The following is a 24,808-nucleotide window of genomic DNA, read 5'->3' on the forward strand; positions in this document are numbered from 1 at the left end:
GGTCTAACTCCCAATGAGTCAGAACGATTATATTGGGAAAGCTCTAAAACCGTGACCAATTTTAGTTGACCACTACACAACAACCCAAACTACATCTGGCAAATCAAACTGGTAAGTTAAGCTACGAGCTTGTATCTGGTAATAACATCAGAAACTTCAGCAACATTAATGGCTCTTTCCTAACAACCGGATTGGGTACAGTTGAAATAAAAGTAACAGACAAGAGTGACAACTATGTCGATGCATCTGATCTCGTCACCTTTGAGGTAGTGAAAGCAGATCATCCATCTTTGGCACCTCAAGTGACTAACTACACTTACTCAACTTCTGAGCATACTGTTACGATTCCAGGTCAAAAAGGTACATTACAGCTTAAACCTTCAGATACCAGTATCTTACGTGTCGATGGTAATAAGCTTACAACCTTGAAAGCCGGTATTACCACAGTTGGAATTACTGATATATCAGAGCTATACAACACAGCAACAACAACATTAACAGTCCATGTTGAACGTGCGAACCGCAGTGCTTTTACAGTTAAACCAGTTAATCAAAAATATTCTGCAAGCTCGATTAAGTTTACAGAACTGTACGATTACTCAGAAAATAGTGCTGCGGTAACGACAGCACCCGTTATTAGTGTAAAAGCTAATTCCGATGGCGCTATTTCATTAAACCAGACTAATAAAACACTAAACATTAACAAAGCGGGTTCAGCAACACTTGAATTATACTGGCCACAAGATGACCAATATAAAGAATCAGAAAAGAAAACTGTTGAGATAAATATCACGCCAGCAGATAACCGCTTAACGCTTTCAACACAGTCAGTATCAACAACCTATCAAATTGCTCCAAAAACTATTGCTGCACCAACGGTTGAAGGTAAAAAAGGCACGGTTACCTACCGTATAAAAAGCGGTAGCCCGACTGATGTAGTCAGCATTGACAGTACCTCAGGTCTGATGACAGTTAACAATGCGGGTAATACAACCATTGAAGTTAGTGACAGTGGCAATGAAAGCTTTGCTGAGTCTAAAACAACGTTTACAGCTATTGTTCATCAAGCCAAAGCTGATTTAGTTGTTGAATATCCAACTGAGATCGCTCTTGGTGGAGATAAATTCCTTCAACCTAAAATTTCACGTAAATTATGGGATCTTAACTTCACTATAGATAATACTTCAATTGCTGAAGTGTCTAATAATTCAAATGGTTACATCGAGTTAAAATCACCTGGCACTGTATACATTTCTTATAAAGGTACATCTCGTAACTACCAACCTGTAAATGGGCAAAGCTACCTTAAAGTGCTAAAAGAAGTGCACCCTGGTATTAAGGTGGAAAGTCTTGATGTGTATTACACCCCATTAGAGCAAAAGAAATCGGTAAAAGTGACGTCTCAGCAGTACGGCGTAAGAACCTTTATCCAATCAGGATCACCTGGTTCGCGTTATAGTTATAACTTCAACACTCGTTTAGGCACTATTTCTGACATTCAAGATTATCCATTTTCTATTGGATTTGCAGTCACAGAAAGTGAAAGTGAAAAGTATCAAGCTGCAAAAAGTGGATCTGAACAAGCGGATCAAGGTGTTATTCGCATTCACCCTCCGCAAGCAGGTGCGTCAGATAAAGATTACACATTAACTTTTTCTAGTAGTAACCAGTCTCAAGTGATTGAAAGTGAGCTAAATAGTCCTCGCTATAGTGGGCTATTGCGAAGTTCATTGTACTTAAAAGGTTATGACAATCATTACTTACCAACGCAGACTGACGTAGCAACTTACGGCAATGGTTTTTTTGCATCTCTGAGAGTCAAACCAGTGGGTAACGATGACATCAAAGCAAGAACGGCAGTTCGTATTGTAATTAACCGTTATGATGGTTGTGAGTCAACTTACAATGATAGCAGTTCATTAATGCCAAATATGGCTATCAATTTTGATACAGATGGACAAAATGACTGTAAAACAGAAGGTGAACGTGCCCACTATTTTACTAAATTTACTCTACTGGATAGCCACAACCTAACGGCTGGAGAGTGGGAACTCGTCGATCCGCTGGTTATTTATCGCGCAGGTAAATTCAACTTTATTGATACGCCAACAGGTGGTTCATACGTTGAATACCATAAACTAGATGAAGATAAGCAAGGATACCTAGAATCCATCCATGCGGATGCTCAAAGTAAAATGCGTAAAGTCTATGAATGGAATACTGTTAACCTGAGATTTAGCATCTAGATTTAACAGTGAATCCATAATATGGAAAACCGAGTATGCATATTGCTATTCGGTTTTTCCATATCTAGAACGCTCAAAAAAGGCGGTAACTGGGAGTACCGCCAAGAGCCAAGATGTCGCTATATTATTCAGTACTGCTAATCAGAACGTAGGCAACGTTGTTCTGATTCAAGTTCATTTGCTGCACGCCATAGTTTTTGCTCTCGATATTGATGCTTATCTAGCGTTTCTTGGATCCCTTCGATGGCGAGTTCATCCATCGGGCCTATGTACTGCTCGGCATGATTTGTAAAAATAGTCCTAAATTCTTCCATAGTTGGAAGACGGTTATTTTCCTCCTCAAAATTATCAAAAATATCAGTAACCTTTACTGATATGTCACGCTTAATGCCATCATGATCTGAACTATCCATATTAACCTCAGCGATAAGTCACTAACTAGTACAAATGCCAACCATAAAAACATAGACATAAGTGTATGCTTTTTTGTTACGGGTAAGTGTAGTTGAAGCCAGCAGTGTTCGAGCAATAATGTGATACATATTTTGTACAAAACAACAAAAAAGGACGCAGCAAAAAGTCGCTAATACAGTAATAAAACCGTAACATGTAGCCATGATTAACCTATTGCGCCAAAAATTATTTTCTATCGTAATGATATTACTAAGGATTTAATCAAATAACCCTATTTTAACACTTTGTTAAAATATTGCGCTTTCGTACTAATAATAAACAATAATGACTACTGAACAGCAATTAACAAAACGCGCTGCGATCCATTACATTTTTGCAGCTGGTATTTTTAGCTTGTATGGGGAGCGAGTCTGTCCATTTCTTGATTCTCTGGCTGGTTGGCAAACTGGACTCTATGCCTTCATTACTTTCACTTTGATATTTTTACTACGCTCAAAATGGCTGAAAAGTGACGATAGCCTTCTTTGCGTTACTCACAATATGATCATATTTGCCACTGGGGCTATAGGGTTGTCCCTGTGGTATAGCTTCTTTCATGATTTCCCCGTTGAAAGTGCCTTAAAGGTGCTCTTTGGTATTGCCAGCCTTGGGGTGTTAATCAGCCTAGATCTCTCTCTTTATGGTCAGATTCTGCATTACCCACGCACAATTGATGTCAGGCAGCTTGCCGATATTCAAAGCTACCGTCATTCGCTTGCATTTAAAATGGCAGCTACTGTGCTTTTTGTGGTGACTTTACTCACAGTGGTACTTAGCCTACTTATGCTTAAAGATGTGCATTGGCTCGTTCAGAATGTGGCGATTACAGGCCCTCGTGTTGCAATCATAAGTATCATCAAAGAGTTTGTTTATGTCGCTATTATACTGCTCGGCTATACCGCATTAATTATGTATCAATGGTTAAAGCTGTTGCGCCTATTGCTTATTAATCAGCAACAAGTATTACAACAAGCTGCAAAAGGCAACTTGACGGTTCGAGTACCTGTTGTACAACACGGTGAAATGGGGAAAATCGCGCACTATACAAATGAAATGCTGAGCCGCTTAGAAAAAAGTTATGATGAAATAAACCTCACCCGTGACGTTGCAATTGTTGGCTTGTCTGCCTTAGCGGAGTCCAGAGACAACGAAACTGGTGCGCACATTTTACGTACGCAAGAGTATGTCCGCACTTTAGCTAATCAGCTCAAGCATCGAAACACTTTTCGTGATTACCTCACCGAAGAACGCATTGAACTACTCTACAAATCAGCACCACTTCATGATATTGGTAAAGTGGGTATTCCTGACGCTATTTTACTCAAGCCAGGAAAGCTAACAGACGACGAGTTTAAGATCATGAAAACACATGCTGTGATCGGGGCAGAAGCGCTGGCGACCGCTGAAAAACAAATGGGGAGTTCAAGCTTCTTAACGCTAGCGCGAGAGATTGCTCTTTCTCACCATGAAAAGTGGGACGGTAGTGGTTACCCATCAGGACTAATGGGCGGTGACATTCCACTCTCTGGCCGCCTAATGGCACTAGCCGATGTCTACGATGCGTTAATTTCAGCGCGTGTGTATAAGCCCGCTTTTAGCCATGAGAAAGCCAAAGGGATCATACTGCAAGGTAAAGGAACTCACTTCGACCCACAAGTCGTCGAAGCCTTCTTGGAGAGTGAGAATGAATTTATTCAGATTGCCCGTAATTATCAAGATAATGTATCGCTAGCGGCTTAGTGTTGATAGCAACTGAGTACTGATTGTTCCACACTCGGCCTGTTTGAAAGCAGGCCTATACTTGTTATTACACTCGCCAAAGTTAATAGCTAAATCATTAATAAAAGTGCTACTTTTAATTGGGCGAATCAACGGTTAAGTTATTTCAGCTGAAAGCGAATACCAAGCGTGAAGCGCTGTGCATCCAGCTCATTTAGCCCAACTAACGAACTCGCCTCAACATAACCATACCAATCATTATTAAAGCGCCCAGCCATACCAACATGCACGCGCCCAAAGACTTGATCGTCTGATTTAATCACTATGGGTAACGAAGATCCATAGTGCTCAGTTTGAAGCTGACTAATGATTTTTTGACCGCCACTATCAAAGTCATAATGTACATAACCGCGTACATAAGGCTGGAATAAACCCAAGCTAGTTCGGAACGGATAGGTAAAACTCGCACCTGAAATCAACATGCTAGAACCTAACGCATTCACATCTTCAACAGTAGAAAGCAGGTAATTAGAATTACCGCGAGAAGGCCGTTCAGTGTAGCGGTCGGTATCTGAGAGGATATGCTGTAATGAACTTTCAAGTGCAATGTCCCAATACTGGTGATTAATTAAGTACCCAGCCCCTAATGAGAAGACCCATACATCTGAATCGGCTTTTTCTTGCTGTGAAAATGGCGAGTTATCGAACGTCGAAATACGACGTTCGATATCGGTATCAACTACGGCATAACTCGCACTAAAATCAATATACCAGCTGTCTTGGAAGTAACTGAAATACCCCGATGCCATTAGCGCATCAATTTCTATATCAGCTTGATTGGCTTCCCCTTGGTAATAAGGCAATCCAAGGGCAACCCCGAACAAATAATGCTCGTTTAGTAAATAGTCTCCACCTAGTGTCACGGCATACCCATCTTCAAATTGGACATTCGTGGTAGACTGATTCGGTCTTACATCTTGATCAATACGTACATAAGCATCTAATCGAGATTGCTCTTTTCGACCGTAGCCACCATCGCTGTATAGCACGGCTTTTGATAGGTTCGTCGACTGAGTGGTAGAGGAATAGCTAAGTGATGAATCCGAAGACGAGAGCGAATTATTGATATTGCTAACACGGCTATAAGGAGTGTAAGTAGATTGTTGAGATCGTGTTTTATATTCATCATGTCGAAAGTCGGCTACTGCCCCTTTAAGACTAGACGAAATCGCCTTATACATGCCTTCCGATAAACTAATATCGTCTTCTGCGACTGCACAGAGCGCATACAGGGAAAAAACCCAGATTAAAGGCACACGCAGGTATACACGATGGAAAATCATAAACACGCCCCTAAAAGACTTCAACTGAAGCTGAACTTTTTTGCACTCTCTGGTGCATATTTATCAACGCAGCTTAGACTGTTTAAGATGTAAATGAACATAAGTGCATACAACTTAAACTTCACCTTCATGTGAAAATATCGACTGTAAAAGCAACATATTAAGCATAGACACAGCCCTTAAAACTCGCCTATCAATCTCGATATAAGCCCAGAATAACAGTCTCGTTTTGGCGACGAGCGATAACAAGCTACTGAATTAAATAGTTAAACACCTTCGCATAGTTTTTTTACCTTAAGCCAAAGGCTACGACAAATTTTTGACCCGCCGCGATAAACATTACCACCATGTAGGTTTGATGTGATATTATATTCACAGAATACTTAAATGCAGCCCCCTGCATTCAATGTGCAAATAACAATTAGTCTATTTATTAGCCATCAAAACAATGACGCAACAAGAATAGAAATCACATGCTTGATAAAGAAATAAAATATGACAATTACCAAGTAGGTGCTGAATTTATTTATGCTTGCTCAACACGCACTCTATCTACATCAAGGCAAGAAGTAAGCCTAAACCGTGCAGAACGAGAAGTATTAAATTATTTGATCGCAAATGCTTATCGGGTGGTGTCTTTTGATGAGTTGCTACAAGCTGGCTGGCCGCATAAATCCGTCGCTAGAACGTCTTTATTTCAAACTATTCGCAACTTGCGCATTAAATTGAGAGAGACAGAAAAAGGTGAGTTCATTGAGCTAGTATCCAGTGTTGGTTACCAAATAAAAGCCAAGACGATATTACCACCAACAAACGATATCAGTAATGGCCCTTCTCCAACAATTGTTCAAACAAACAACACGCTAAAATATAAAATAATTGCTGTATTTAGTCTTTTCACAGTAATTATTGCATTCGCCGTGTATTCAACATGGAAGACACATATTAAGTTCGATTACTTCTACAAGGTCACTCATACTAAAGAAAATAGCAGCATTGTTTATCTTGCTAAATCACAAGATAAATTAGATTTTTTAGAAAAGAATAGCTCCGCTTATTTGACACCGACCACATTAGATCAGCGCTTATTTTTCATCGCCCAAATGGATGATTACTACTCCATTGCATATTGCGAGAAAAATGATGACGGCCAGTGCATTCCATCATCAGTCCAAGCGATTTCTTTTGGCCATGCAGATATCAATGTGTTTTGGCAAGAGTTAGCAAAAAACACAACATCAAGTTTAAGTGTTCCTTTGCTATACAAAGAACAAAACATTCAAAATGCTGCAAAGTCATACAATCTTTATATTGATAATGGCAAATTTATACCAAACCTGAGCCAATTATACTTTCAAAAAACCGCGGATTTTAGCTGGACATATACCGCTATTTTCTATAGGAAATTCAACAAAAAAGGCCGATTCACACCGTTAGCATTTAATGGAGGTGAAGTCACTGTGTCGACCACAAGCAAAGCACCGTTCATTGCAAAAGCGACACTCACCGTAACCTGCGCACATACGTTTTTGCCAAATGACGACATTGATAAACTGAGCGATGGTCCAGCAGGTAGTTTAGAGAAACGTATCAATACAGACTTTAACAATAAATCGTTGATTATTACTTACATGCTGTATCGTCAAAATGGGCTTACTTTATGGTACTCAGAACTAGATGGTTTTTTCTGGTTCAATAAAGAACACATTATGCAGTCAGAAATTTCTTCGTTGGCAGATTTTGAAGTGTGTACTGATTATCTCAAGCTCGGCACATGCCAAGAGCCCTCGACAAGTACCACTGAGGTGCAGATCCATAGATAGCTTGGACTTTATTCCTAGCTCTCGTCACAAGATCAAAAAGAGGGAGCATTAGCTCCCCCTTTCCATTCCCTTACAACCAGCCATCCTTATTGAATGACTACTTCTTGAAGTTATAATATTTAAAGACAGATTGCTCAACCTGTTCCGCAATCACTTTATGCGTTTGCGTTGTTGGGTGAGTAACACCCCAGAAAACATAACTGTCTGAACCGTAACTCGCGCAATCATTGGTTAGTGAATGGCTAGTCAAATAATCAAATGACGAACTGCGATTAATATTTAAACAAGCATCTTGCGCGTTTCTAAAACCATATTGAGCAGGGTCTTTCGTTAAATTCTCAAACAAAGTGCTGGTGTCATACAGTGTAATATTGACACCTTGCATACGGAATAACATGACCTCTTGAGCAACAAACTGATTAAATGCGGTAATTTTAGCCTTAATCACTTTCGCATCTTCCGGATCGCTGTATTTAAATTGCGGCGCTTTTGTTGCGTCAGGTAAATTTAGCACCACGATATTATTCGCACCGTTAGCTATTAACTTTTTCAAAGCACGGTCAAAGTCGTTACTTACATCGGTAACACTTCGGTTGTAATTCACAAAATCATTTAAGCCAAACTCAATCGTGAATAGGCTGTTTTGTGGATTATAGTTCTTCGCCATTTTCATGTAGGTTAAATAAGAATCAACCTGATCATGAATGCCTGATAGTGCAACATATTTGGTTGTACCCGCTGCGCCACCAACAGCCCAAGTATAAAGTGGCAAATCCTTCGATTCTGCTAAATACTCAGTCCAGACAAATCCATTGGAGAAATGCCCTAAGAACCATGCATTCCGATTCGGGAAAATCCACTGAGAACCATTATATAAATTACCCGTATCTGAAATACTGTCACCAAAACTGATGATTTTATTAATCGTATCAAGCTGTTCAGCACTGTCGTTAGTCCAAACTGAATGGTTATAAGACATTCTTGTATCTGCAGCAAAATACGTCATGTCCGCTGTATCATGCGTCACACCTAACGTACTGTCACAACGCGCTTTAATTACAGATTGCGGGGTATCAGTATAAAACATGTTTTTAAATGAGACAGAAGAGTACCAATAACCTGGCAGCGTAAAATAATCACCATTTGCATCTAATGCCCACTCCCATGTTGTTGCCACATCATCATGAGTTGTATCTGGACGATACCAACACTTTACGTAAGTATAGGTTTCTGCACCTTGAATACTTTGAACTTGCGCATAAGAAATACTTTCTGGCGTAACAGGAACATCATTTGCTGTTACCGCAGTCGCTGTTAGCGTGGTAGTAAAGAGGAAAGTTAGCGGTATTATCATTTTATTCATAAATAGGCTCGCATCATAATTGTGCCACAATGGATTATGCAATGAATTAAACTATCTACAGGTATCAGGGAAAGCTAAATCACCGTATATAGCATCGCACTATATTGCTTATAGCGACCATTTTCTGTTGATAATAATAATTAATTGATACCAACTGTGATGCTTATGCCAAATATTGAAATATAAAATTACCCCATAACAAACAGATGAATATTTAATCCATTAAAAACAAATAAGCAGGTCTTAATGGATTAATCGTAATGCCAACTTATTCCACCATTGAGCCACACATTACCCATTGATATGCTGGCTAATAAAATCAATGAACACCCGTATTTTAGGAGAAACTAACTCACGTTTTAAATAAAGTGCATAGGTAGAACTCATTACGTCGTAAGGACTAAAAACAAAATCTGGCAATACTTGAATCACAGTGCCCTTACGTAACTCATCATGCACTGCCCATAATGGTAATAATGCTAATCCTGCATGATTTAATACCAACTGCTTCTGCCCATTAACCGTATTTATCGTTAAGTTAGGGTTTATTTGCAACCGCGTTGGTGAGCCACCGTCCATTAAAAACCAATCCCGCCACCCTGCGTAACCATAGCGAATACAGTCAAAATCAGCTAATTGTGTCGGTGATTGAAGATCCCGTTTCCCCGATAAATATTCGGGTGACGCACACAGCAAGAAGTTATTATCGGCTAGGCGTTTCGCAATTAAATTGGAATCAGGCAAGCGCCCACTGCGAATGGCTATATCTATATTTTCGTCAACAAAATCAACAACACGTTCTGTTAATTCAAGTTCTACGTTTATCTCTGGATATTGTTGACGAAACTTAGGTAATAAAGGAAGCACAACACACTCACCAAAACCTACCGTCATACTGACTTTTAAGTGCCCTCTTGGGCTTTCTTGAAGATCATTAACGGCTTTTTTTGCTTCCTCAAGTTCAGCAACTACACGCTGAGAATAGCGATAGAACGTCTGCCCTGCTTCTGTTAATCCCACACTTCGTGTGGTTCTGTTTAATAACCGCACGCCCAGTTCAGCCTCCAATGCAACCAACTGACGAGAAACAGAAGATGGCTGAATATCAAACAGGCGGCTGGCCTCCGAAATACTGCCCGTTTCTACTACGCAATTGAAATATTGAAGCCGAGTGATCATCTTAATACCGTAGATTTATGTCTATATTCAGGAAAAACTACCCTTTTATTGCTTAAAAAGCAAAACAGACTTGCTCGTAGCTATATTTTTGTTTTTTGTGCAAAACGTATGATGGCCGCCATCGAAACGAAACAAATTATCTACAAGGCAAATATTATGAAAGCGATGGTTGTTCACACATTAGGCGCTAGCGACGTATTCCAACAAGTCGATTACCCAACACCAAGTGTAAAGCCCGGTCACCTTATTCTTGAAGTGAAGGCGACCAGTGTTAACCCACTAGATACCATGCTTCGCTCTAGCGATACGCCTTGGTCTGAAAACTTGCCAAGTATCTTGCATGGTGATGTAGCAGGTATCGTCACCCAGGTAGGTGAAGGTGTTACTCAGTTTAATGTTGGCGATGAGGTGTATGGCTGCGCAGGTGGTATCGCAGGTACAGACGGTGCACTTGCCGAATATATGTTAGTAGACGCAGATTTAATCGCATTAAAACCGAAAACACTGTCAATGCGTGAAGCCGCTGCGCTCCCGTTAGTGTCGATTACAGCCTGGGAAGCGCTACACGATAAACTAAAAATCAAAACCAATGATAATGTGCTTATCCACGGTGCAACAGGTGGTGTCGGCCATATTGCTATTCAGCTTGCTAAACATTTTGGCGCGAACGTTTCAGCGACATCAGCTCCTCAAAACTTAGCGATAGCACAACAACTTGGTGCCGATAACATTATTGATTTTACCCAATCAAGTGTTGCTGATTACGTCGAACAATACACAGATGGAGAAGGATTCGACGCTATATTTGATACCGTTGCTGGCGATAACATTCAGCGTAGTTTTGAAGCTGCCCGATTTAATGGCGCTGTTGCGACCACCCTACCGATTGCTGATGTCCTGCAAGTGGCACTAAAAAGCTTAAGCTTCCACAGTATACTGATGCTGATCCCACTGGTGCACGGTAAAAACCGCGCTAGCCATGGCCAAATATTAGCAAAAGTTGCAAAGCTAGTAGATGATGGCGAGATCAAACCGCTGCTGGACCAAAAACGTTTTTCAATCTGGCAAGTGGCTCAAGCGCATCAACATTTAGAATCAGGTAAAGCAGTAGGCAAAATCGTATTAGATATGTAGTAACCCGCGAAAGTCTATTGATATAAAAGCACACTGCCTTTTTACAACGGCAAATGCTCTGTCATGTAATCAATAAATACCCGCAAACGAGCTGGCATGTATTTCGTTTGTGGGTACTGCATTGCAATTGCCCCATGATAGTTACTCTTGATTGTCCAGTCTTCTAGAATAGGCACCACAGATCCATCAGCTAAAGCATCGGCAATAACAAAACCGTGGAAAATACCGATACCCAATGCATTCTTCACCCCATTCAATCGCATCTGAGAGTGGTTAACAGCATAACGGCCACTAACCGCGACAGTATGAAACTCATCGTCTTTCAAGAAATCCCAAATATGATCCCGCTCAGTTTCCGCAAGGTACAAACAATCATGATCAGCTAAGTCAGTCGGATGGCTGGGGAGCCCTTTTGCTTCTACGTATGCAGGGCTTGCGCACAACACAAGGTTGGTTTTCCCAATTTCTTTCAGCACTAGATTTTCATCAGGCTTATCTGTCAGCTTAAAAGCAACATCGACATTGTGTTTAAACAAATCAATATCCCCATCGGCGGCTCGCAGCTTTAATTGAATTTCTGGATAGCGTTTTAAGAACGGCACAACAAAAGGCTGTAATACTGAATTTAAAAAGGCCTCAGGTGCTGCAACGGTTATCGATCCCGCAGGTTCAGTATGATCAGAGGTCGATAATTCTACCGCTTGCTGTGCTGCATTCACCATCACAACACTTTGATCATACACCCGCTGTCCAGACTGGGTGATAATCAGCTTACGCGTAGTACGTTCAAACAATTTTACTGACAATGCTTTCTCTAAACGCGTGATCAGTTTGCTCAAAGCCGATGGCGTTACGTTCAACTTTTTTGCTGCAGCAGTAAAACTCCCCTCATTCACAACTAGAATAAAAGCGGCTAAATCCGGTAATAACGCGATGAGTTTGGTACTAATCATGATGTTCTGTGCTCTATGTCTCAGTACACATTTTTATTTGTGCCTTAGATTCATTAATGTTTTTCCATCTTGAGGGATAATCCTCTTAATGGCAATCAATTACAATGAGGGAATAGCTAATGAACGCTGATAATTAGCATTTACAGCTGTCCCTACAACACAGTAACGACCAGGACGTTACTACTATAATGACTAGGAAGGAATTGGATTATGTCCACTGCATTCTATCAACAGATCCAGAATCAAATTGAAGAAGTAAAAAGTGAAGGTTTATACAAATCTGAGCGCATCATTACTTCAGCTCAAAAAGCAGCCGTTTCAATCTCTACTGGTGAAGAAGTATTAAACTTCTGTGCTAACAACTACCTTGGCCTTGCAAACCACCCTGAGCTTGTAAAAGCAGCGAAAGCAGGCATGGATGAGCACGGTTTTGGTATGGCATCTGTGCGCTTTATTTGTGGTACACAAGACTCACATAAAGTGCTTGAAGAAAAGCTTTCTACTTTCCTAGGTAAAGAAGACACTATCCTTTACACATCATGCTTTGATGCTAATGCTGGCCTTTTTGAAACCATTCTTGGTCAAGAAGACGCAATCATTTCTGATGCACTAAACCATGCCTCTATCATTGATGGTGTTCGTTTATGTAAAGCAATGCGCTTCCGTTACTCGAACAACAACATGGAAGAGCTAGAGCAACAATTGATTGCGGCAAAAGAAGCTGGCGCACGCCACACTTTAATCGTAACTGATGGCGTGTTCTCTATGGACGGCGTTGTTGCAAACCTTCCTGCTATTTGTGACCTTGCAGAAAAGCACGGTGCACTCGTTATGGTTGATGATTCTCACGCTGTGGGCTTCATGGGCGAAAACGGTGCCGGTACACATGAATACCACAATGTTATCGACCGTATCGATATCATTACAGGTACGCTAGGTAAAGCTATGGGTGGCGCTTCAGGCGGCTACACAGCAGGCAAAAAAGAAGTAATCGACTGGCTACGTCAGCGCTCTCGTCCATACCTATTCTCTAACTCAGTTGCTCCTGCAATCGTTTCAGCTTCAATTCGTGTACTTGATTTGCTTGCTGAGTCTGGCGATCTTCGCACCCAACTTTGGGAAAACTCAGCACACTTCCGTACTCGCATGGAAGCGGCTGGCTTCACTATGGGCGGTGCTGATCACGCGATCATTCCAATCATGCTAGGTGATGCAAAAGTCGCGGCAGAATTCGCAGAGCGTTCACTTGCGAAAGGTATCTACGTTGTAGGTTTCTCTTTCCCAGTAGTTCCTAAAGGCCAGGCACGTATTCGTACCCAAATGTCTGCAGCACATACTCGTGAACAGCTTGATCGCGCAATTGATGCGTTCATCGAAGTTGGCCGCGATATGGCAATCATTAAATAATCACAGATAGTAGTAAGGGAAATAACATGAAAATTAAAGCTCTGTCTAAATTGAAGCCAGAAGAAGGCATTTGGATGACCGAGGTTGAAAAACCTGAAATGGGTCATAACGATCTGCTTATTCGCATCAAGAAAACAGCTATCTGTGGTACTGACGTTCATATCTACAACTGGGATGAATGGTCACAAAAAACAATTCCAGTACCTATGGTTGTAGGCCATGAGTACGTAGGTGAAGTTGTTGGTATTGGTCAAGAAGTTCGCGGCTTCAACATTGGCGACCGTGTTTCAGGTGAAGGTCACATCACATGTGGTCACTGCCGTAACTGTCGTGGCGGCCGTACTCACCTTTGCCGTAACACAACCGGTGTTGGTGTAAACCGTACTGGTGCTTTCTCTGAGTTCTTGGTTATCCCTGCGTTCAACGCATTCAAGATCCCTGCTGAAATTTCTGACGATCTAGCGTCGATCTTTGACCCGTTTGGTAATGCTGTTCACACTGCACTGTCTTTCGATCTTGTGGGTGAAGACGTACTAATCACAGGTGCTGGTCCTATCGGTATCATGGCTGCTGCTGTTGCACGCCACGTTGGTGCGCGTCATGTTGTTATCACTGATGTGAACGAATATCGTCTTGGTCTTGCTCGTGAAATGGGCGTAACACGCGCAGTTAACGTAGCAAACGAGAAGTTAGAAGACGTAATGTCAGACCTTGGCATGACTGAAGGTTTCGATGTGGGTCTTGAAATGTCTGGTAACCCATCAGCATTCAACAGCATGCTAACCAGCATGAACCACGGTGGTAAGATTGCCCTGCTAGGTATTCCACCATCAGACATGGGTATCGACTGGAACCAAGTTATCTTCAAAGGCTTGGTGATCAAAGGTATCTACGGTCGTGAAATGTTTGAAACGTGGTACAAAATGGCAAGCTTGATCCAATCAGGCCTAGACCTAACACCTATCATCACTCACCACTATAAAATTGATGATTTCCAAGCAGGCTTCGATGCTATGCGCTCTGGTCAATCAGGTAAAGTAATCCTAGATTGGGAATAAGCCTGCACGGGTTTAACTAAATCTAGATTAAGAACAGCAAAGCCCTAGGACCTAGTTCTAGGGCTTTTTCTTTCGAATAAAAAACAAGTAAGATCAATCTTCAGTCAGGGCGTACTTGCTACTTCTTAACCACACCCTTTAGGTATTTATAAGCTTCAGAAAATAAGAAATAAACCCCGCCAGCACCAGTTGACGCTGCATACTCTTGCGTTAAATAAACAAAGTTAGATTTAAACTTCTCTATCGCCTCTTCTTGTGTATCAGCGTAAATATAGTCCCCTTCTACCTCAAAGCCTTGCTCAAGTAATTGATCTTTTTCTTCTAAGAAAGTGTCTGATTCAGGGTTTAAAAACGTAAATGCCTTTTCGTTGTCACCTTTGCAGAAAAACTGATACTTAGCCATAACCACTCCTTATATGAACAATCGTGACTATATGCTTGATAAATCACATTTAGAAGCGAAATTACGGCTATAATATTAGGTACATAAGCTTATATGACTTGGCTCTACAAACAAAAAAACATAATTTCTGCTGGGCTTCTCTGAATATGGCGGAAAGATAGACGTTTACTGCCCGTAAGCTCGCGGCACGGGCAATGTGCTTTCGCTTCGCTCAAGTGAACCCTGCTCTAGAGTTCTTCAACCTAGCTCTAATTCATAAAATTCAGACGAAAAAAAACCGCTGAAATTTCAGCGGTTTCTTTGAATGTTGTGGAGCGCTTTGGGTATCGCTGATTAAGTACCAGCCCTTTTCACGCTCGCTCAAACGTAAAAAAGGCGCTAATAAATTAGCGCCTTTCTTTAATATGGCGGAGAGATAGGGATTTGAACCCTAGGACGGGATAAACCGCCGCCGGTTTTCAAGACCGGTGCTTTCGACCACTCAGCCATCTCTCCATGCGGCGTATAATACTGCCCGACTCTCAGCCTGTAAAGCATTAAGTTCAGATTAAAAATCATATGCTTATTTAACAGCCACTCAGTATACCAATCCAGCCAATAGGCAGTCAGTAGTATAAATACAGATCACATATACAACTTATTGTTGCAATATTTGTTACGCACATATGGAAGCAATATATACTTTGTGAATAAGGTTAAATTATTAATAAATACAACAATATTAATAATTAAATATACTATTGTCTGTCTCTCTTTATTACAATATGTCATCCTGTATGGGGCAGGGTATATTCATCTGCATGGATTGGTATCATGAGTAAAGCTCGTACACTTTCTCTCATTCTTACAAAACTGACACGTCTTCAGCAATCAACAAAGCATGATGCTGTTAAGCTGCTGCGTGCAGAAATTAACCAAATGATTTCAGCTGAAAGTATCCAGCTACCAGGTGAATACAGTAGCTTTTTAAATGCTTACGATATTTATCGTAGCCATACTATTGAGAAGGCTATTCCATACTTCATCCATTGCCAGATCCTCTGCAGCTCTAATAGCAATATGGTATTACACCTGTATTGCGATGTTCATCTGGGGACAATTTATTCTCTTATCGGTCAATATCACCAAGCCTTGAAGCATTTTCTTGCAGCCCGGCAAAATAACACTATTGAAGACGAGAATTTAAAATTATTGCTCAACCTCAATGTCGGTGATACCTATCTGTCACTTGGTGATTTTGAACGAGTAAAGCAATATTGCCTAAAAGCAGTTGAAGTTGCAGAAGCAAATAATGAGCAAAGTTGTTTAACGCTTGCGCTTGATAATATTGCATTGGCTGAAGGACATTTAGGTTGCTTGGACAATGCATTCATTCATATAGAACGAAGTATCGATATTGCCCAAGCACTTGATTGTTCCCGTTCTAAGGGGTTTGCATATGCATACAAAGCACGATTACTCACATTAAAAGGTGAAGATAGCACCGCTGTGCATTACTACCGTAAAGCTGATCTTTGTTTTCTAGAAACATACGAATACATGGGCCGCAGTGACAATTTGTATCATTACGCCCTACTCTTACAAGCATCGGACGAACTTGATTTATCTTTAGAGCGATGCCATCAAGCACAACTACTCATTCATCAAGAACAAAACTATCAGCTAAGAATTAAGCTATTTAGGCTAGAGGCTGAAATTCACCAACAACATGGTGAAGCCGAACTTGAAAAAGAAGCCATTGTGAAACAGGCTGATCTTGCCAACCAAGAATTGAAACGTGCAACCAGCAATGAGACAGAATATATAGAAAGTATTCTTAAACTCGGCGCACAAAAGCGCGAACATAGCTCACTGCAAATGTTACACAGTAATTTGAAGATCATCACACAGATTGGTCAAAATATCGCCACCGTGAATAGCCTCAATGACTGCCTGCTTGATGTATATAATCAAATAAACAAAATCATCCCAATTCATGTCTTCGGAATTGCTCTTTATAATGAAGATAAGCAAGTGCTTAATTACAACCACTTCATTGAAAACAGTAAGCTCATCACGCCATTTACAATTAGCTGCGAAAATACTTCAAGTTTAGGTGCTTACAGTATTCGCCACCAAAAAACGCTACTCTTAAATACCAGCTCAGAGAAAGAAGTTTCGACTTATATAAACCTCACCCATTTAGATCGACAGATGTACTTTGGTGATGGCGAACGTAACCAGTCTGCAATCGTGACACCCATAAACTTAAATAATAAAACGATTGGTGCGCTCTTTTTAGAGCACAGAACCGCCTACCTTTACCAAAGTTATCACTGTGATCTTGCCGAGCAGCTCGCCAGTTTTATTGCAGTCTCACTTGAGAACCAGCGTCAAACACAAGTACTGCAGAAACAGCAGCTAGAGCTTGAAATCATTAATCACAAGCTAGATACCTTGTCACGACAAGATCCACTAACACAATTACTCAACCGTTATGAATTAGAGAAAGTGGTTCCGCAGTTATTGCACAAAGCGAGGCTCTTAACCCAGCCAATCACCTGCCTAATGATCGATATTGATTTTTACAAAGGTTATAACGACTACTATGGTCATCACGAAGGTGACAGGGTACTTGTTCAACTTTCTGAAATATTCAAACGCGAGTTTTCAGGAAATGATGACTACGTATTCCGCTTCGGTGGTGATGAATTTCTCGTCATGCTATATGGGCAATCACTTGAAGCAAGTCACCATAAAGTACAGAAAGTACAGCACTCTGTTGAACAACTCTCTATTCCGCATCAAGCGTCAAAATGCGCTTCAACCATCACCCTCTCTATTGGTGGCTACTGCTGGCACTGCAATACTGATGAAATGGATATAAATGGTTTGATTCAGTATGCAGACGAGGCCCTCTATCATGCCAAAACACAAAGTAGAAACACCTTTGTTGCTTATGATAGCCACACATTAACAGCCACATGCACGAATTCTTAGTGATAGAATCGGATTTGATTTTATAATGCTCTAAATAGAAAAGCCGCACCATTGCAGTGCGGCTTGTGTGTTTTGATCCTTAGTCTACCTAGTTAAAGTACACTCAAGGCCATTTGTTACTCTACTTTGTTACTGTCTATCATGTTTCGTGTACGGTAACATTGTACATCTTGACTCATGTAACATTGTACGTGGAGCTATGTTGCTATGTCTCTTGTAACAAATGTAACTTTATATCAGGCTTCGCCACTCACTACGTTGAGTTTGCCGTGCTCGTAACGTTAATCGTTGATCGAGCGCTATAATTTAGCGAAGAAGTATTTTGGTTTTTTGTTGCTATCCAAATTGTAATGTATCAGCTAAATCACTACTGATGCATTTGACGATGCAAGAGTACATTTTCCACTCTTTACATCCGAACCCACACCCTTGAGACAGATTAAAACAGCTTTCCTCCGAAACGCTAAGAAACAACTCATTGCAGGTTCACTATAAATATGGTCATAAATCTGGCTTTTAGCAAATTAAATAATGCTTTTTTACGGCTTTGATCACCTTTTGAAAAAGGCAATTTTAAGCAATTGAAATACCTTATAAAAAGCAATTATTGCCGATTACCGCATGAATTTAACGCCGTATCTAGTGTAAAATATCGTCAAAATCTTTTCATCTTTACCAGGTAATACAGCATAAATGGCACGTTTGGGGTACCGATTACAACGCATTCCTACCGCACAGGCGGCACTCGCTCTTGGTACGACGGGCCTAGGCCTTGCTTGGTCTTTATTTATACCTGACTATTCACATGCCCTACGCAGTGTTTTTGCCTTTATAGGTGCATGTTTACTCTGTCCCGTTCTATTAAAGTATTTACTCAACCCAAGCTTATTTCTTCAAGATTTAAAACACCCGCTCTATGGCAGTTTAATGGCACCAATGACAATGACGCTGTTGGTGCTCGCTGATTATTTGTCATCAATCCATATCTATAGCGCCCGATTACTCTGGTATCCAGCACTATCACTCCACTTTGTCATGCTGGTGTGCTTCTTTTATTTTCAGTTGCGTAATTTCCGCTTGATCCACATGTACCCGAGCTGGTTTTTATACCCAGTTGGGGCAATTAGCGGCACATTAGCAGGCGTGCAGATTGGCCATCACACCTTCTCGCTAGCCATGACAGACATTTGCATTACCCTATATTTCATTATGTTACCCGTTGTACTCTACCGTTTGTGCTTTGCTGGTCGCTTACCAAGAAAGGCACGCCCAACGCTGGCTATCATGGCTGCCCCGGTAAATTTATCTCTCGCTGCATATCTACTGAACGTACAAGAACCCGATCTGATTTTAACTGGAGCTCTCGCTGGCGTGGGGATCACCATGACTATTCTGGTGTACTTATGCTATTTCGACTTATTAAAGCAGCGCTTTCAACCCTCGCTTGCCGCTGTGACCTTTCCGTCAGTGATCAGCGCCGTTGCAAGTGAGCGTTTAAAGCAGTTTTTGATTGAAGATTTTCCACAGTGGGCATGGCTAGAAAAGCTCGGTTTATTAGAAATCACAGTGGCGACAGGACTGGTTGCTTGGGTGAGCTATCAATATGGTCGTTATTACTATGCTCAATATCAATCAAGAACATCCCCTAAGCCATCACTTTCATAGCCCTATGAGTAATACCGCTTCTACCACTCTAATTATTATTGAAACAAAAACGGTTCTGAATCACTTCAGAACCGTTTGGGTCTTAGAGCATGTACAATGTCACTAGCATACCGCTATTAACAAGGTGCGCTAATTAGATGTAAAGCTTTACAACATCAGATGGCTCTTTTTCGCCACCTTCAAGTTGATCAGTCCAGTTAAGACCCACTAGAACACCATCTTCAGCAAGAGTGATCATCCAGTCTTCAACAAAGATATCTAGCGGTAATTCTGCAACGCGGAATTCAGCCCACTCATCAACACAATGAGTCTGTGCATCTTCTTTGTTTGACCAAAATGGCATTACTTCTGAGTTTTCGAATTCAGAAGAGTCAACGGCTAGCCAATCACCTTCTTCATTACAAAGACCCCAAACAAAACGTGTCTCTTGGCTTTCAGTCACGAATAGATCCTGATTAGCTTGGATATCCGACGTTAACTTGGTCATAATTTTCTCTCTACTGTTCGTTGCCAAATTGGCGATGATTGAAGCTTATTTTATCAAAAATTACGAGTAAAACGTGAAGTTATTATGACCAAATTTTGCAACTAGCACCTTATGTCCAAAAAGTGAGCAATCATGGCCTTAGCTAGTCGTTATACTTAGTGAGCATTTTGGTCACAACAAGGCGAGTTATGGCTACGGTCGACTGGTTGAGCTACCTCAACACGCAATCATTACTTCCACCACGTTCACACGTAGTTGAAGCAAATCAATTTCTTGGCGAGCGGCAATCAATGAATATTGCTGTTGATTGTGGCTGCGGCGCAGGACGTGATGCTTTGTATTTGCTTGAACAAGGTTTTCAAGTTTATGCTTTTGATAAAGACTTACCCACAATCGAAAAATTGGCACAACACAGCTTAGCGGCATCAAACCCTATGCTTGACGTCAAAATCAGCTCTTTCGGTGAATACCACTTCCCCAGATCTCACCTAGTCAATGCAAGTGCCTGCTTGTTCTATAGTGAACCCAATGAGTTTGCTATTTTTTGGAAAAATATGGTGAAAAGTCTATTTAGCGGCGGTATTTTTTGCGGGCATTTTATTGGCAAAGATGACATCGGAATCGATGAAAAATTACCGATTCTTACCCATACCAAAGAAGAGATAGAAGACTTACTAGAGGGATTCTATGTCATCGCCTGGCAAGAAAAAAGAGAACGCTCTTCTCAGTTAACTGGCGAACAACGTTATTGGACTGTCTATACAGTGACGGCATTAAAAAAGTAATCCGAAAACTGATTATTTTTCATCAAAATGTATGATAAATAGCTTCTCGAAAATGCACTTTAATGACAAAATCGCATAATTCCTGACTACTTTATTATTATGGTTTACTCATGCAATCTCAACGTGCGGGTAATGCACTAGCCGCTTTCTCGTTTGTGCTATGGGGCTTACTGCCTTTGTATTACCAATATCTGCCAGGTGCGGATATTAACGATTTACTCGCTCTACGTATTATATTTTCCGTGCCATCTATGCTGTTAATCTGTTGGGTATTGCGCCAGCCTTTGCCATCATTATCTTCTGTTTGGCAAGATAAACGATCGCTCATCATGACTGTCATTGCTGGTTTAATTATGTGCGTGTCTTGGTATGCATTCACTTGGGCGATGACCCACGGGCAAGTACTAGCCGCTAGCCTAGGTTTTTTCATTAACCCTTTATTTGCCATTGCGTTAGCTGTGATCTTCTTGAAAGAGCGCTTGTCTCTCGCACAAATGATGGCTGTCGTATTGGGTGTGCTAGGGATTGCCTATCAAGTATGGCATTACGGTGAATTGCCTTGGATATCCCTAATCATGGGCAGCTTCTTCGCACTCTATGGTTTATGTAAGAAAAATATCCGTTTTGATGCCATGACATCTGTCACTTTAGAGTCTGCAATACTCGCACCTTTTGCCATCCTGTATTTGTTATGGGGTTACAGTCAGGGCACAAGCACAGCATTAAGTGCAGATTTTGGTACGCAATTACTCTATATCGGATCAGCACCTGTAACATTGGCACCTTTGGTCTTTTTCGCCTTAGCAATTAACCGCACCAGCCTGACGATGGTTGGTTTAATGCAATACATCGAGCCAAGCTTGCAATTCTTGTTAGCTGTACTTTTATTCAATGAAATATTTGATGGCGTGAAAGCGGTCAGCTTTGGCCTTATTTGGCTAGGGTTACTATTGTGTACACTAGAAGCTATATTAAGAATGTTTAAACGAAGCAAACGCTTACAAGCCTAATACCGATTGTTCTACCTGAGCCGATGCAATCTTCGGTTCAGGTAACATCCACATTTATTATTTTAAATTACAGTTATAGCATTCATAACACTCACCTTTCTCGCTCACTATCATATATCCGTCACAGTATTCACTATTGAATTCGCAACTCATGCTTTTACCCAATACCTTTATAGTCAACAGTCATGATTTTGTTACCTCCTAATGTATTAGGTAAAAATATGGATTTTAATCAGATGTTTAACGACAGTTACGAACGATGCAATCGTAACGAAGCCTTTCTTGAAATCTTTTATGATAAATTTTTTGAAAAAGGTGAAAAGTTCAAGAGTATGTTTGATGGTGTCGATATGAAAAAGCAAATGACCATGATGAAGGCATCATTAATGATCATTATGTTGGCATCTACTTCTGATTCTGCTCGGGCAAGTGTAAAAGTCTACGCATTACGCCATGGCAAAAATGGGCTTGGTATCAGTGAAGATGACTTAACGATTTGGTTCATGTGTTTACTAGAGGCCGTCGCGATCTGCGATCCTGACTTCAGTGAAACCGTTAGAGATGCATGGGAACATTGTTTTGAAGATGGTTTGCAGATTATGCGTAAAGAATGTGGGTAATTGCCCTGCAACTACCCCACCACTCATAGGTCGTGATTATTTATGACCAACACCGCGGTTTTCTTTTTGTGCCAGCGTAATACGGCCAAAACCTAGCTTTTTAAAGTAGTTATCACGGTAATCTTTCGCTGCTTTCGCTGATTTTGAAACCGCTTCTACTTGCTGCTCCATTTTAAGAAAAGCTGTTAAATCAATACCTTCTTCAGCAGCAACCGCTTCTTGAATCGTGCGGTACTGATCGTATGAAAACGTCAGTGTTTTTTCCTGCTTCTTATAGGTATAAAGAATCGTACGAGACATAAGTCATAACTCATTTTACAAATAGGCGCAGACTTTACCTTATTTAGCGCCATTCTGTAAAATAAATTTCAGCGTCAAAAATACGCTAATGAACACAAGACGTCGAAGCTAATCATTTGAATTATAAAGATGACATGAAGGGTAAACACTCAAGCCTACCCTTCTGTACTGATAAAATATCATGTTATTCTTCAATCATATTATTACGTTTACATGACAAATAGTTTGCAACATCGCTCCCGTCCATATTATTGCTATCTTTATTCAACTGAGCAGATGCACAAATAGTCGGGTTAATATTTTCCGTTTGCTCACCCTGAACGTCATTTGCCATTACGCTAGTAGAGAAGAGTGAAAACAAGAATACGGAAGCTAATAGTTTTTTCATAAAACCACCTTAATTAAAGAGTCAATATCTACAACAGTCTCGAATATAGAATACTCCCTGTTACAGATTGACAACTAATAATATCAAAATTGAATTTTTGTTACATAATAAGAGTAGCAAGTGAAACTTAACGGACGTTGAATATTAACATCCACGTGAGATTAGATTGTATATATTCAACGCTCATTCAGAATCAATTAGTTCAATTTATTTACTATTAAACTCCCACTATTTCAGTGTCCATTAAGGTTACTATATTATCAAGTGGCATCGCTTTGTAATAATAGAACCCTTGAACATAGCGCACACCTAAGGAGGATATATATTGAAGCTCTTCGTGTGTTTCTACGCCTTCAACAACCAATTTAGCATTGGTAACTTTACCAAGCTCAACAACAATACGAAGTAACTCTTTGCCCCTTGCTGTATCCAATTTCTGGACCAGAGAGCGATCAACCTTAATCTTGTCGAAGTCGTACCGTGATAAGTATGCTAAAGAAGAAAAACCGGTACCAAAATCGTCCAAGGCAACCGATACACCTAAAGTTCTTAGTTGGTTTATCACTCCGGCTGTCATTACTTCATCAGAGACGAGCAGTTCTTCTGTAATTTCAATCTCAATCTGCTCATGTTTTAAAGAGCTACCAATGATCAGTTTATCGAGATATTTTACAAAGCCTTTTGTCAGAATTGTATCTGATGACACATTGATCGACAGTAAAAAACCAGGCCGACGGCGATAAGGTGACGTTGCTTGTATTGCTTGTTCGATCACCCAATAATCAAGTTCAGGCATCATCTGAAGCTGTGAGAAGGATTGAATAAACGTCGGTGGTAGTATGTCACCATTGCGGGTCCGATAACGTAACAGGGCTTCCATACCGACTATCTGGCCATCTTTTACATCAACTTGTGGCTGATAATACAGAATCATTTCACCTTCTGCATTTAGCCTTTCTACATCACGTTGCGCTTGTAAGTTACTTTGCATAGAAGGGATGAAACTAGCTAACTTAGATTTAACTGCCATATCACTATTAACAAAAAAGCGTCGATTAAAGATGCGTGTAACGTCAATTCCTTCGCTACGTGTATCCATTACTTTGAAAAATGGATAATACATGGCCACACCCACCACTAAAATGACAACTTGCAATATGACGCCACCAGCTGTTCCGCCCGTTGATAAATAACCGCTTAATAAAGGTGGCAACAGCCAGCTATTAACCTCATTTATCGGTTCCACCCAACCAGCCCAGAAAGCAAGATATGCAATAATAAGGCTAACTTGTGGCACTAATATAAATGGCACTAACATAATAGGGTTGAAAATGATCGGGATACCGAATAATAGTGGTTCATTAATATTAAACACAGCGAGAACAAACACAGCCTTAGCTAGTATTTTATAACCACTACTTTTCGAAAAAAGTAACATACAAATAACCAATCTAAAGGTATTACCACCTGACTCTTATACACAACTCCGAGCC

The 24,808-nt window shown here is 40.6% G+C and carries 21 protein-coding genes, 1 tRNA gene and 1 pseudogene; 11 read left to right on the plus strand and 12 right to left on the minus strand.

The window, feature by feature from the left end; genetic code table 11:
- The first annotated feature begins 65 nt into the window (after positions 1–65).
- Positions 66–2,246, plus strand: coding sequence for a cadherin repeat domain-containing protein (locus tag ASV53_RS11325; RefSeq protein ID WP_094957169.1), 2,181 nt, complete (start codon positions 66–68; stop codon positions 2,244–2,246).
- A 137-nt stretch (positions 2,247–2,383) separates the two neighbouring features.
- Here the strand turns inward: ASV53_RS11325 and ASV53_RS11330 are convergent, their stop codons facing one another.
- Positions 2,384–2,659 (minus strand): hypothetical protein, encoded by a 276-nt coding sequence (locus ASV53_RS11330; protein ID WP_062691193.1) that lies wholly within the window; start codon positions 2,657–2,659, stop codon positions 2,384–2,386.
- Between the two features lie 325 nt (positions 2,660–2,984).
- Between ASV53_RS11330 and ASV53_RS11335 the strand changes: the two genes are divergently transcribed.
- Positions 2,985–4,439: an HD domain-containing phosphohydrolase gene (locus tag ASV53_RS11335; RefSeq protein ID WP_094957170.1), complete on the plus strand. Its 1,455-nt coding sequence runs from the start codon at positions 2,985–2,987 to the stop codon at positions 4,437–4,439.
- 140 nt (positions 4,440–4,579) lie between these two features.
- Here ASV53_RS11335 and ASV53_RS11340 read toward each other — a convergent pair whose 3' ends face one another.
- Entirely contained in the window at positions 4,580–5,761 is a 1,182-nt protein-coding gene (locus tag ASV53_RS11340) for an autotransporter outer membrane beta-barrel domain-containing protein (protein WP_094957171.1), read from the minus strand.
- Between the two features lie 473 nt (positions 5,762–6,234).
- On the opposite strand from ASV53_RS11340, the gene ASV53_RS11345 reads away from it, so the two are divergent.
- Positions 6,235–7,584: a winged helix-turn-helix domain-containing protein gene (locus ASV53_RS11345; RefSeq protein WP_094957172.1), complete on the plus strand. Its 1,350-nt coding sequence runs from the start codon at positions 6,235–6,237 to the stop codon at positions 7,582–7,584.
- 97 nt (positions 7,585–7,681) lie between these two features.
- Here the strand turns inward: ASV53_RS11345 and ASV53_RS11350 are convergent, their stop codons facing one another.
- Entirely contained in the window at positions 7,682–8,947 is a 1,266-nt protein-coding gene (locus ASV53_RS11350; RefSeq protein ID WP_094957173.1) for an SGNH/GDSL hydrolase family protein, read from the minus strand.
- Positions 8,948–9,238: 291 nt separating this feature from the next.
- Complete coding sequence (locus ASV53_RS11355; protein ID WP_205049199.1) at positions 9,239–10,126, minus strand: LysR family transcriptional regulator; 888 nt, start codon at positions 10,124–10,126, stop codon at positions 9,239–9,241.
- Between the two features lie 156 nt (positions 10,127–10,282).
- On the opposite strand from ASV53_RS11355, the gene ASV53_RS11360 reads away from it, so the two are divergent.
- On the plus strand, positions 10,283–11,260 hold the full coding sequence (locus tag ASV53_RS11360; RefSeq protein WP_094957184.1) for a zinc-dependent alcohol dehydrogenase family protein: 978 nt from the start codon (positions 10,283–10,285) through the stop codon (positions 11,258–11,260).
- A 41-nt stretch (positions 11,261–11,301) separates the two neighbouring features.
- Here ASV53_RS11360 and ASV53_RS11365 read toward each other — a convergent pair whose 3' ends face one another.
- Complete coding sequence (locus ASV53_RS11365) at positions 11,302–12,213, minus strand: LysR family transcriptional regulator (RefSeq protein WP_062691186.1); 912 nt, start codon at positions 12,211–12,213, stop codon at positions 11,302–11,304.
- 210 nt (positions 12,214–12,423) lie between these two features.
- Between ASV53_RS11365 and ASV53_RS11370 the strand changes: the two genes are divergently transcribed.
- Together ASV53_RS11370 and tdh are read left to right on the plus strand one after the other, a co-directional pair.
- Positions 12,424–13,620 carry a glycine C-acetyltransferase gene (locus ASV53_RS11370; RefSeq protein WP_094957175.1) on the plus strand — a complete coding sequence of 399 codons (1,197 nt, stop codon included), beginning with the start codon at positions 12,424–12,426 and terminating at the stop codon, positions 13,618–13,620.
- Positions 13,621–13,646: 26 nt separating this feature from the next.
- Positions 13,647–14,678, plus strand: a complete 1,032-nt coding sequence (gene tdh, locus ASV53_RS11375; RefSeq protein WP_062691184.1) for an L-threonine 3-dehydrogenase — start codon at positions 13,647–13,649, stop codon at positions 14,676–14,678.
- Positions 14,679–14,796: 118 nt separating this feature from the next.
- Here the strand turns inward: tdh and ASV53_RS11380 are convergent, their stop codons facing one another.
- Entirely contained in the window at positions 14,797–15,081 is a 285-nt protein-coding gene (locus ASV53_RS11380; RefSeq protein WP_094957176.1) for a hypothetical protein, read from the minus strand.
- A 405-nt stretch (positions 15,082–15,486) separates the two neighbouring features.
- Positions 15,487–15,576 (minus strand) — tRNA-Ser (locus ASV53_RS11385).
- A gap of 318 nt (positions 15,577–15,894) precedes the next feature.
- Between ASV53_RS11385 and ASV53_RS11390 the strand changes: the two genes are divergently transcribed.
- Together ASV53_RS11390 and ASV53_RS11395 are read left to right on the plus strand one after the other, a co-directional pair.
- Complete coding sequence (locus tag ASV53_RS11390) at positions 15,895–18,060, plus strand: sensor domain-containing diguanylate cyclase (protein ID WP_094957177.1); 2,166 nt, start codon at positions 15,895–15,897, stop codon at positions 18,058–18,060.
- A 693-nt stretch (positions 18,061–18,753) separates the two neighbouring features.
- Positions 18,754–19,725, plus strand: coding sequence for a TDT family transporter (locus ASV53_RS11395; protein WP_094957178.1), 972 nt, complete (start codon positions 18,754–18,756; stop codon positions 19,723–19,725).
- Positions 19,726–19,858: 133 nt separating this feature from the next.
- Here the strand turns inward: ASV53_RS11395 and ASV53_RS11400 are convergent, their stop codons facing one another.
- On the minus strand, positions 19,859–20,212 hold the full coding sequence (locus tag ASV53_RS11400) for a DUF2750 domain-containing protein (RefSeq protein WP_094957179.1): 354 nt from the start codon (positions 20,210–20,212) through the stop codon (positions 19,859–19,861).
- 188 nt (positions 20,213–20,400) lie between these two features.
- On the opposite strand from ASV53_RS11400, the gene ASV53_RS11405 reads away from it, so the two are divergent.
- The 3 genes from ASV53_RS11405 to ASV53_RS11415 all read left to right on the plus strand — a co-directional run bounded on the left by ASV53_RS11405 (position 20,401) and on the right by ASV53_RS11415 (position 22,627).
- Positions 20,401–20,997: a methyltransferase domain-containing protein gene (locus tag ASV53_RS11405; protein WP_062691178.1), complete on the plus strand. Its 597-nt coding sequence runs from the start codon at positions 20,401–20,403 to the stop codon at positions 20,995–20,997.
- A gap of 110 nt (positions 20,998–21,107) precedes the next feature.
- Positions 21,108–22,007: an EamA family transporter RarD gene (gene rarD, locus ASV53_RS11410; protein ID WP_094957180.1), complete on the plus strand. Its 900-nt coding sequence runs from the start codon at positions 21,108–21,110 to the stop codon at positions 22,005–22,007.
- Positions 22,008–22,228: 221 nt separating this feature from the next.
- A complete protein-coding gene (locus ASV53_RS11415; RefSeq protein WP_094957181.1) occupies positions 22,229–22,627 on the plus strand; it encodes a globin in 399 nt (132 codons plus the stop codon).
- A 36-nt stretch (positions 22,628–22,663) separates the two neighbouring features.
- On the opposite strand, the gene ASV53_RS11420 is transcribed toward ASV53_RS11415, so the two are convergent.
- From ASV53_RS11420 to ASV53_RS26125, 4 genes and pseudogenes are all read right to left on the minus strand, one after another.
- Positions 22,664–22,927, minus strand: a complete 264-nt coding sequence (locus ASV53_RS11420; protein WP_094957182.1) for a DUF2960 domain-containing protein — start codon at positions 22,925–22,927, stop codon at positions 22,664–22,666.
- A 184-nt stretch (positions 22,928–23,111) separates the two neighbouring features.
- Entirely contained in the window at positions 23,112–23,315 is a 204-nt protein-coding gene (locus tag ASV53_RS11425; protein ID WP_094957183.1) for a hypothetical protein, read from the minus strand.
- A 217-nt stretch (positions 23,316–23,532) separates the two neighbouring features.
- Positions 23,533–24,633 carry an EAL domain-containing protein gene (locus ASV53_RS26120; RefSeq protein WP_338091406.1) on the minus strand — a complete coding sequence of 367 codons (1,101 nt, stop codon included), beginning with the start codon at positions 24,631–24,633 and terminating at the stop codon, positions 23,533–23,535.
- Positions 24,619–24,768: pseudogene (locus tag ASV53_RS26125) on the minus strand (PTS transporter subunit EIIC); the annotation flags it as partial. The pseudogene ASV53_RS26125 and the gene ASV53_RS26120, both read right to left, overlap by 15 nt.
- Between the last annotated feature and the right edge of the window lie 40 nt (positions 24,769–24,808).

It is taken from the genome of Photobacterium sanguinicancri, assembly GCF_002265265.1.
Taxonomy (GTDB): domain Bacteria; phylum Pseudomonadota; class Gammaproteobacteria; order Enterobacterales; family Vibrionaceae; genus Photobacterium; species Photobacterium sanguinicancri.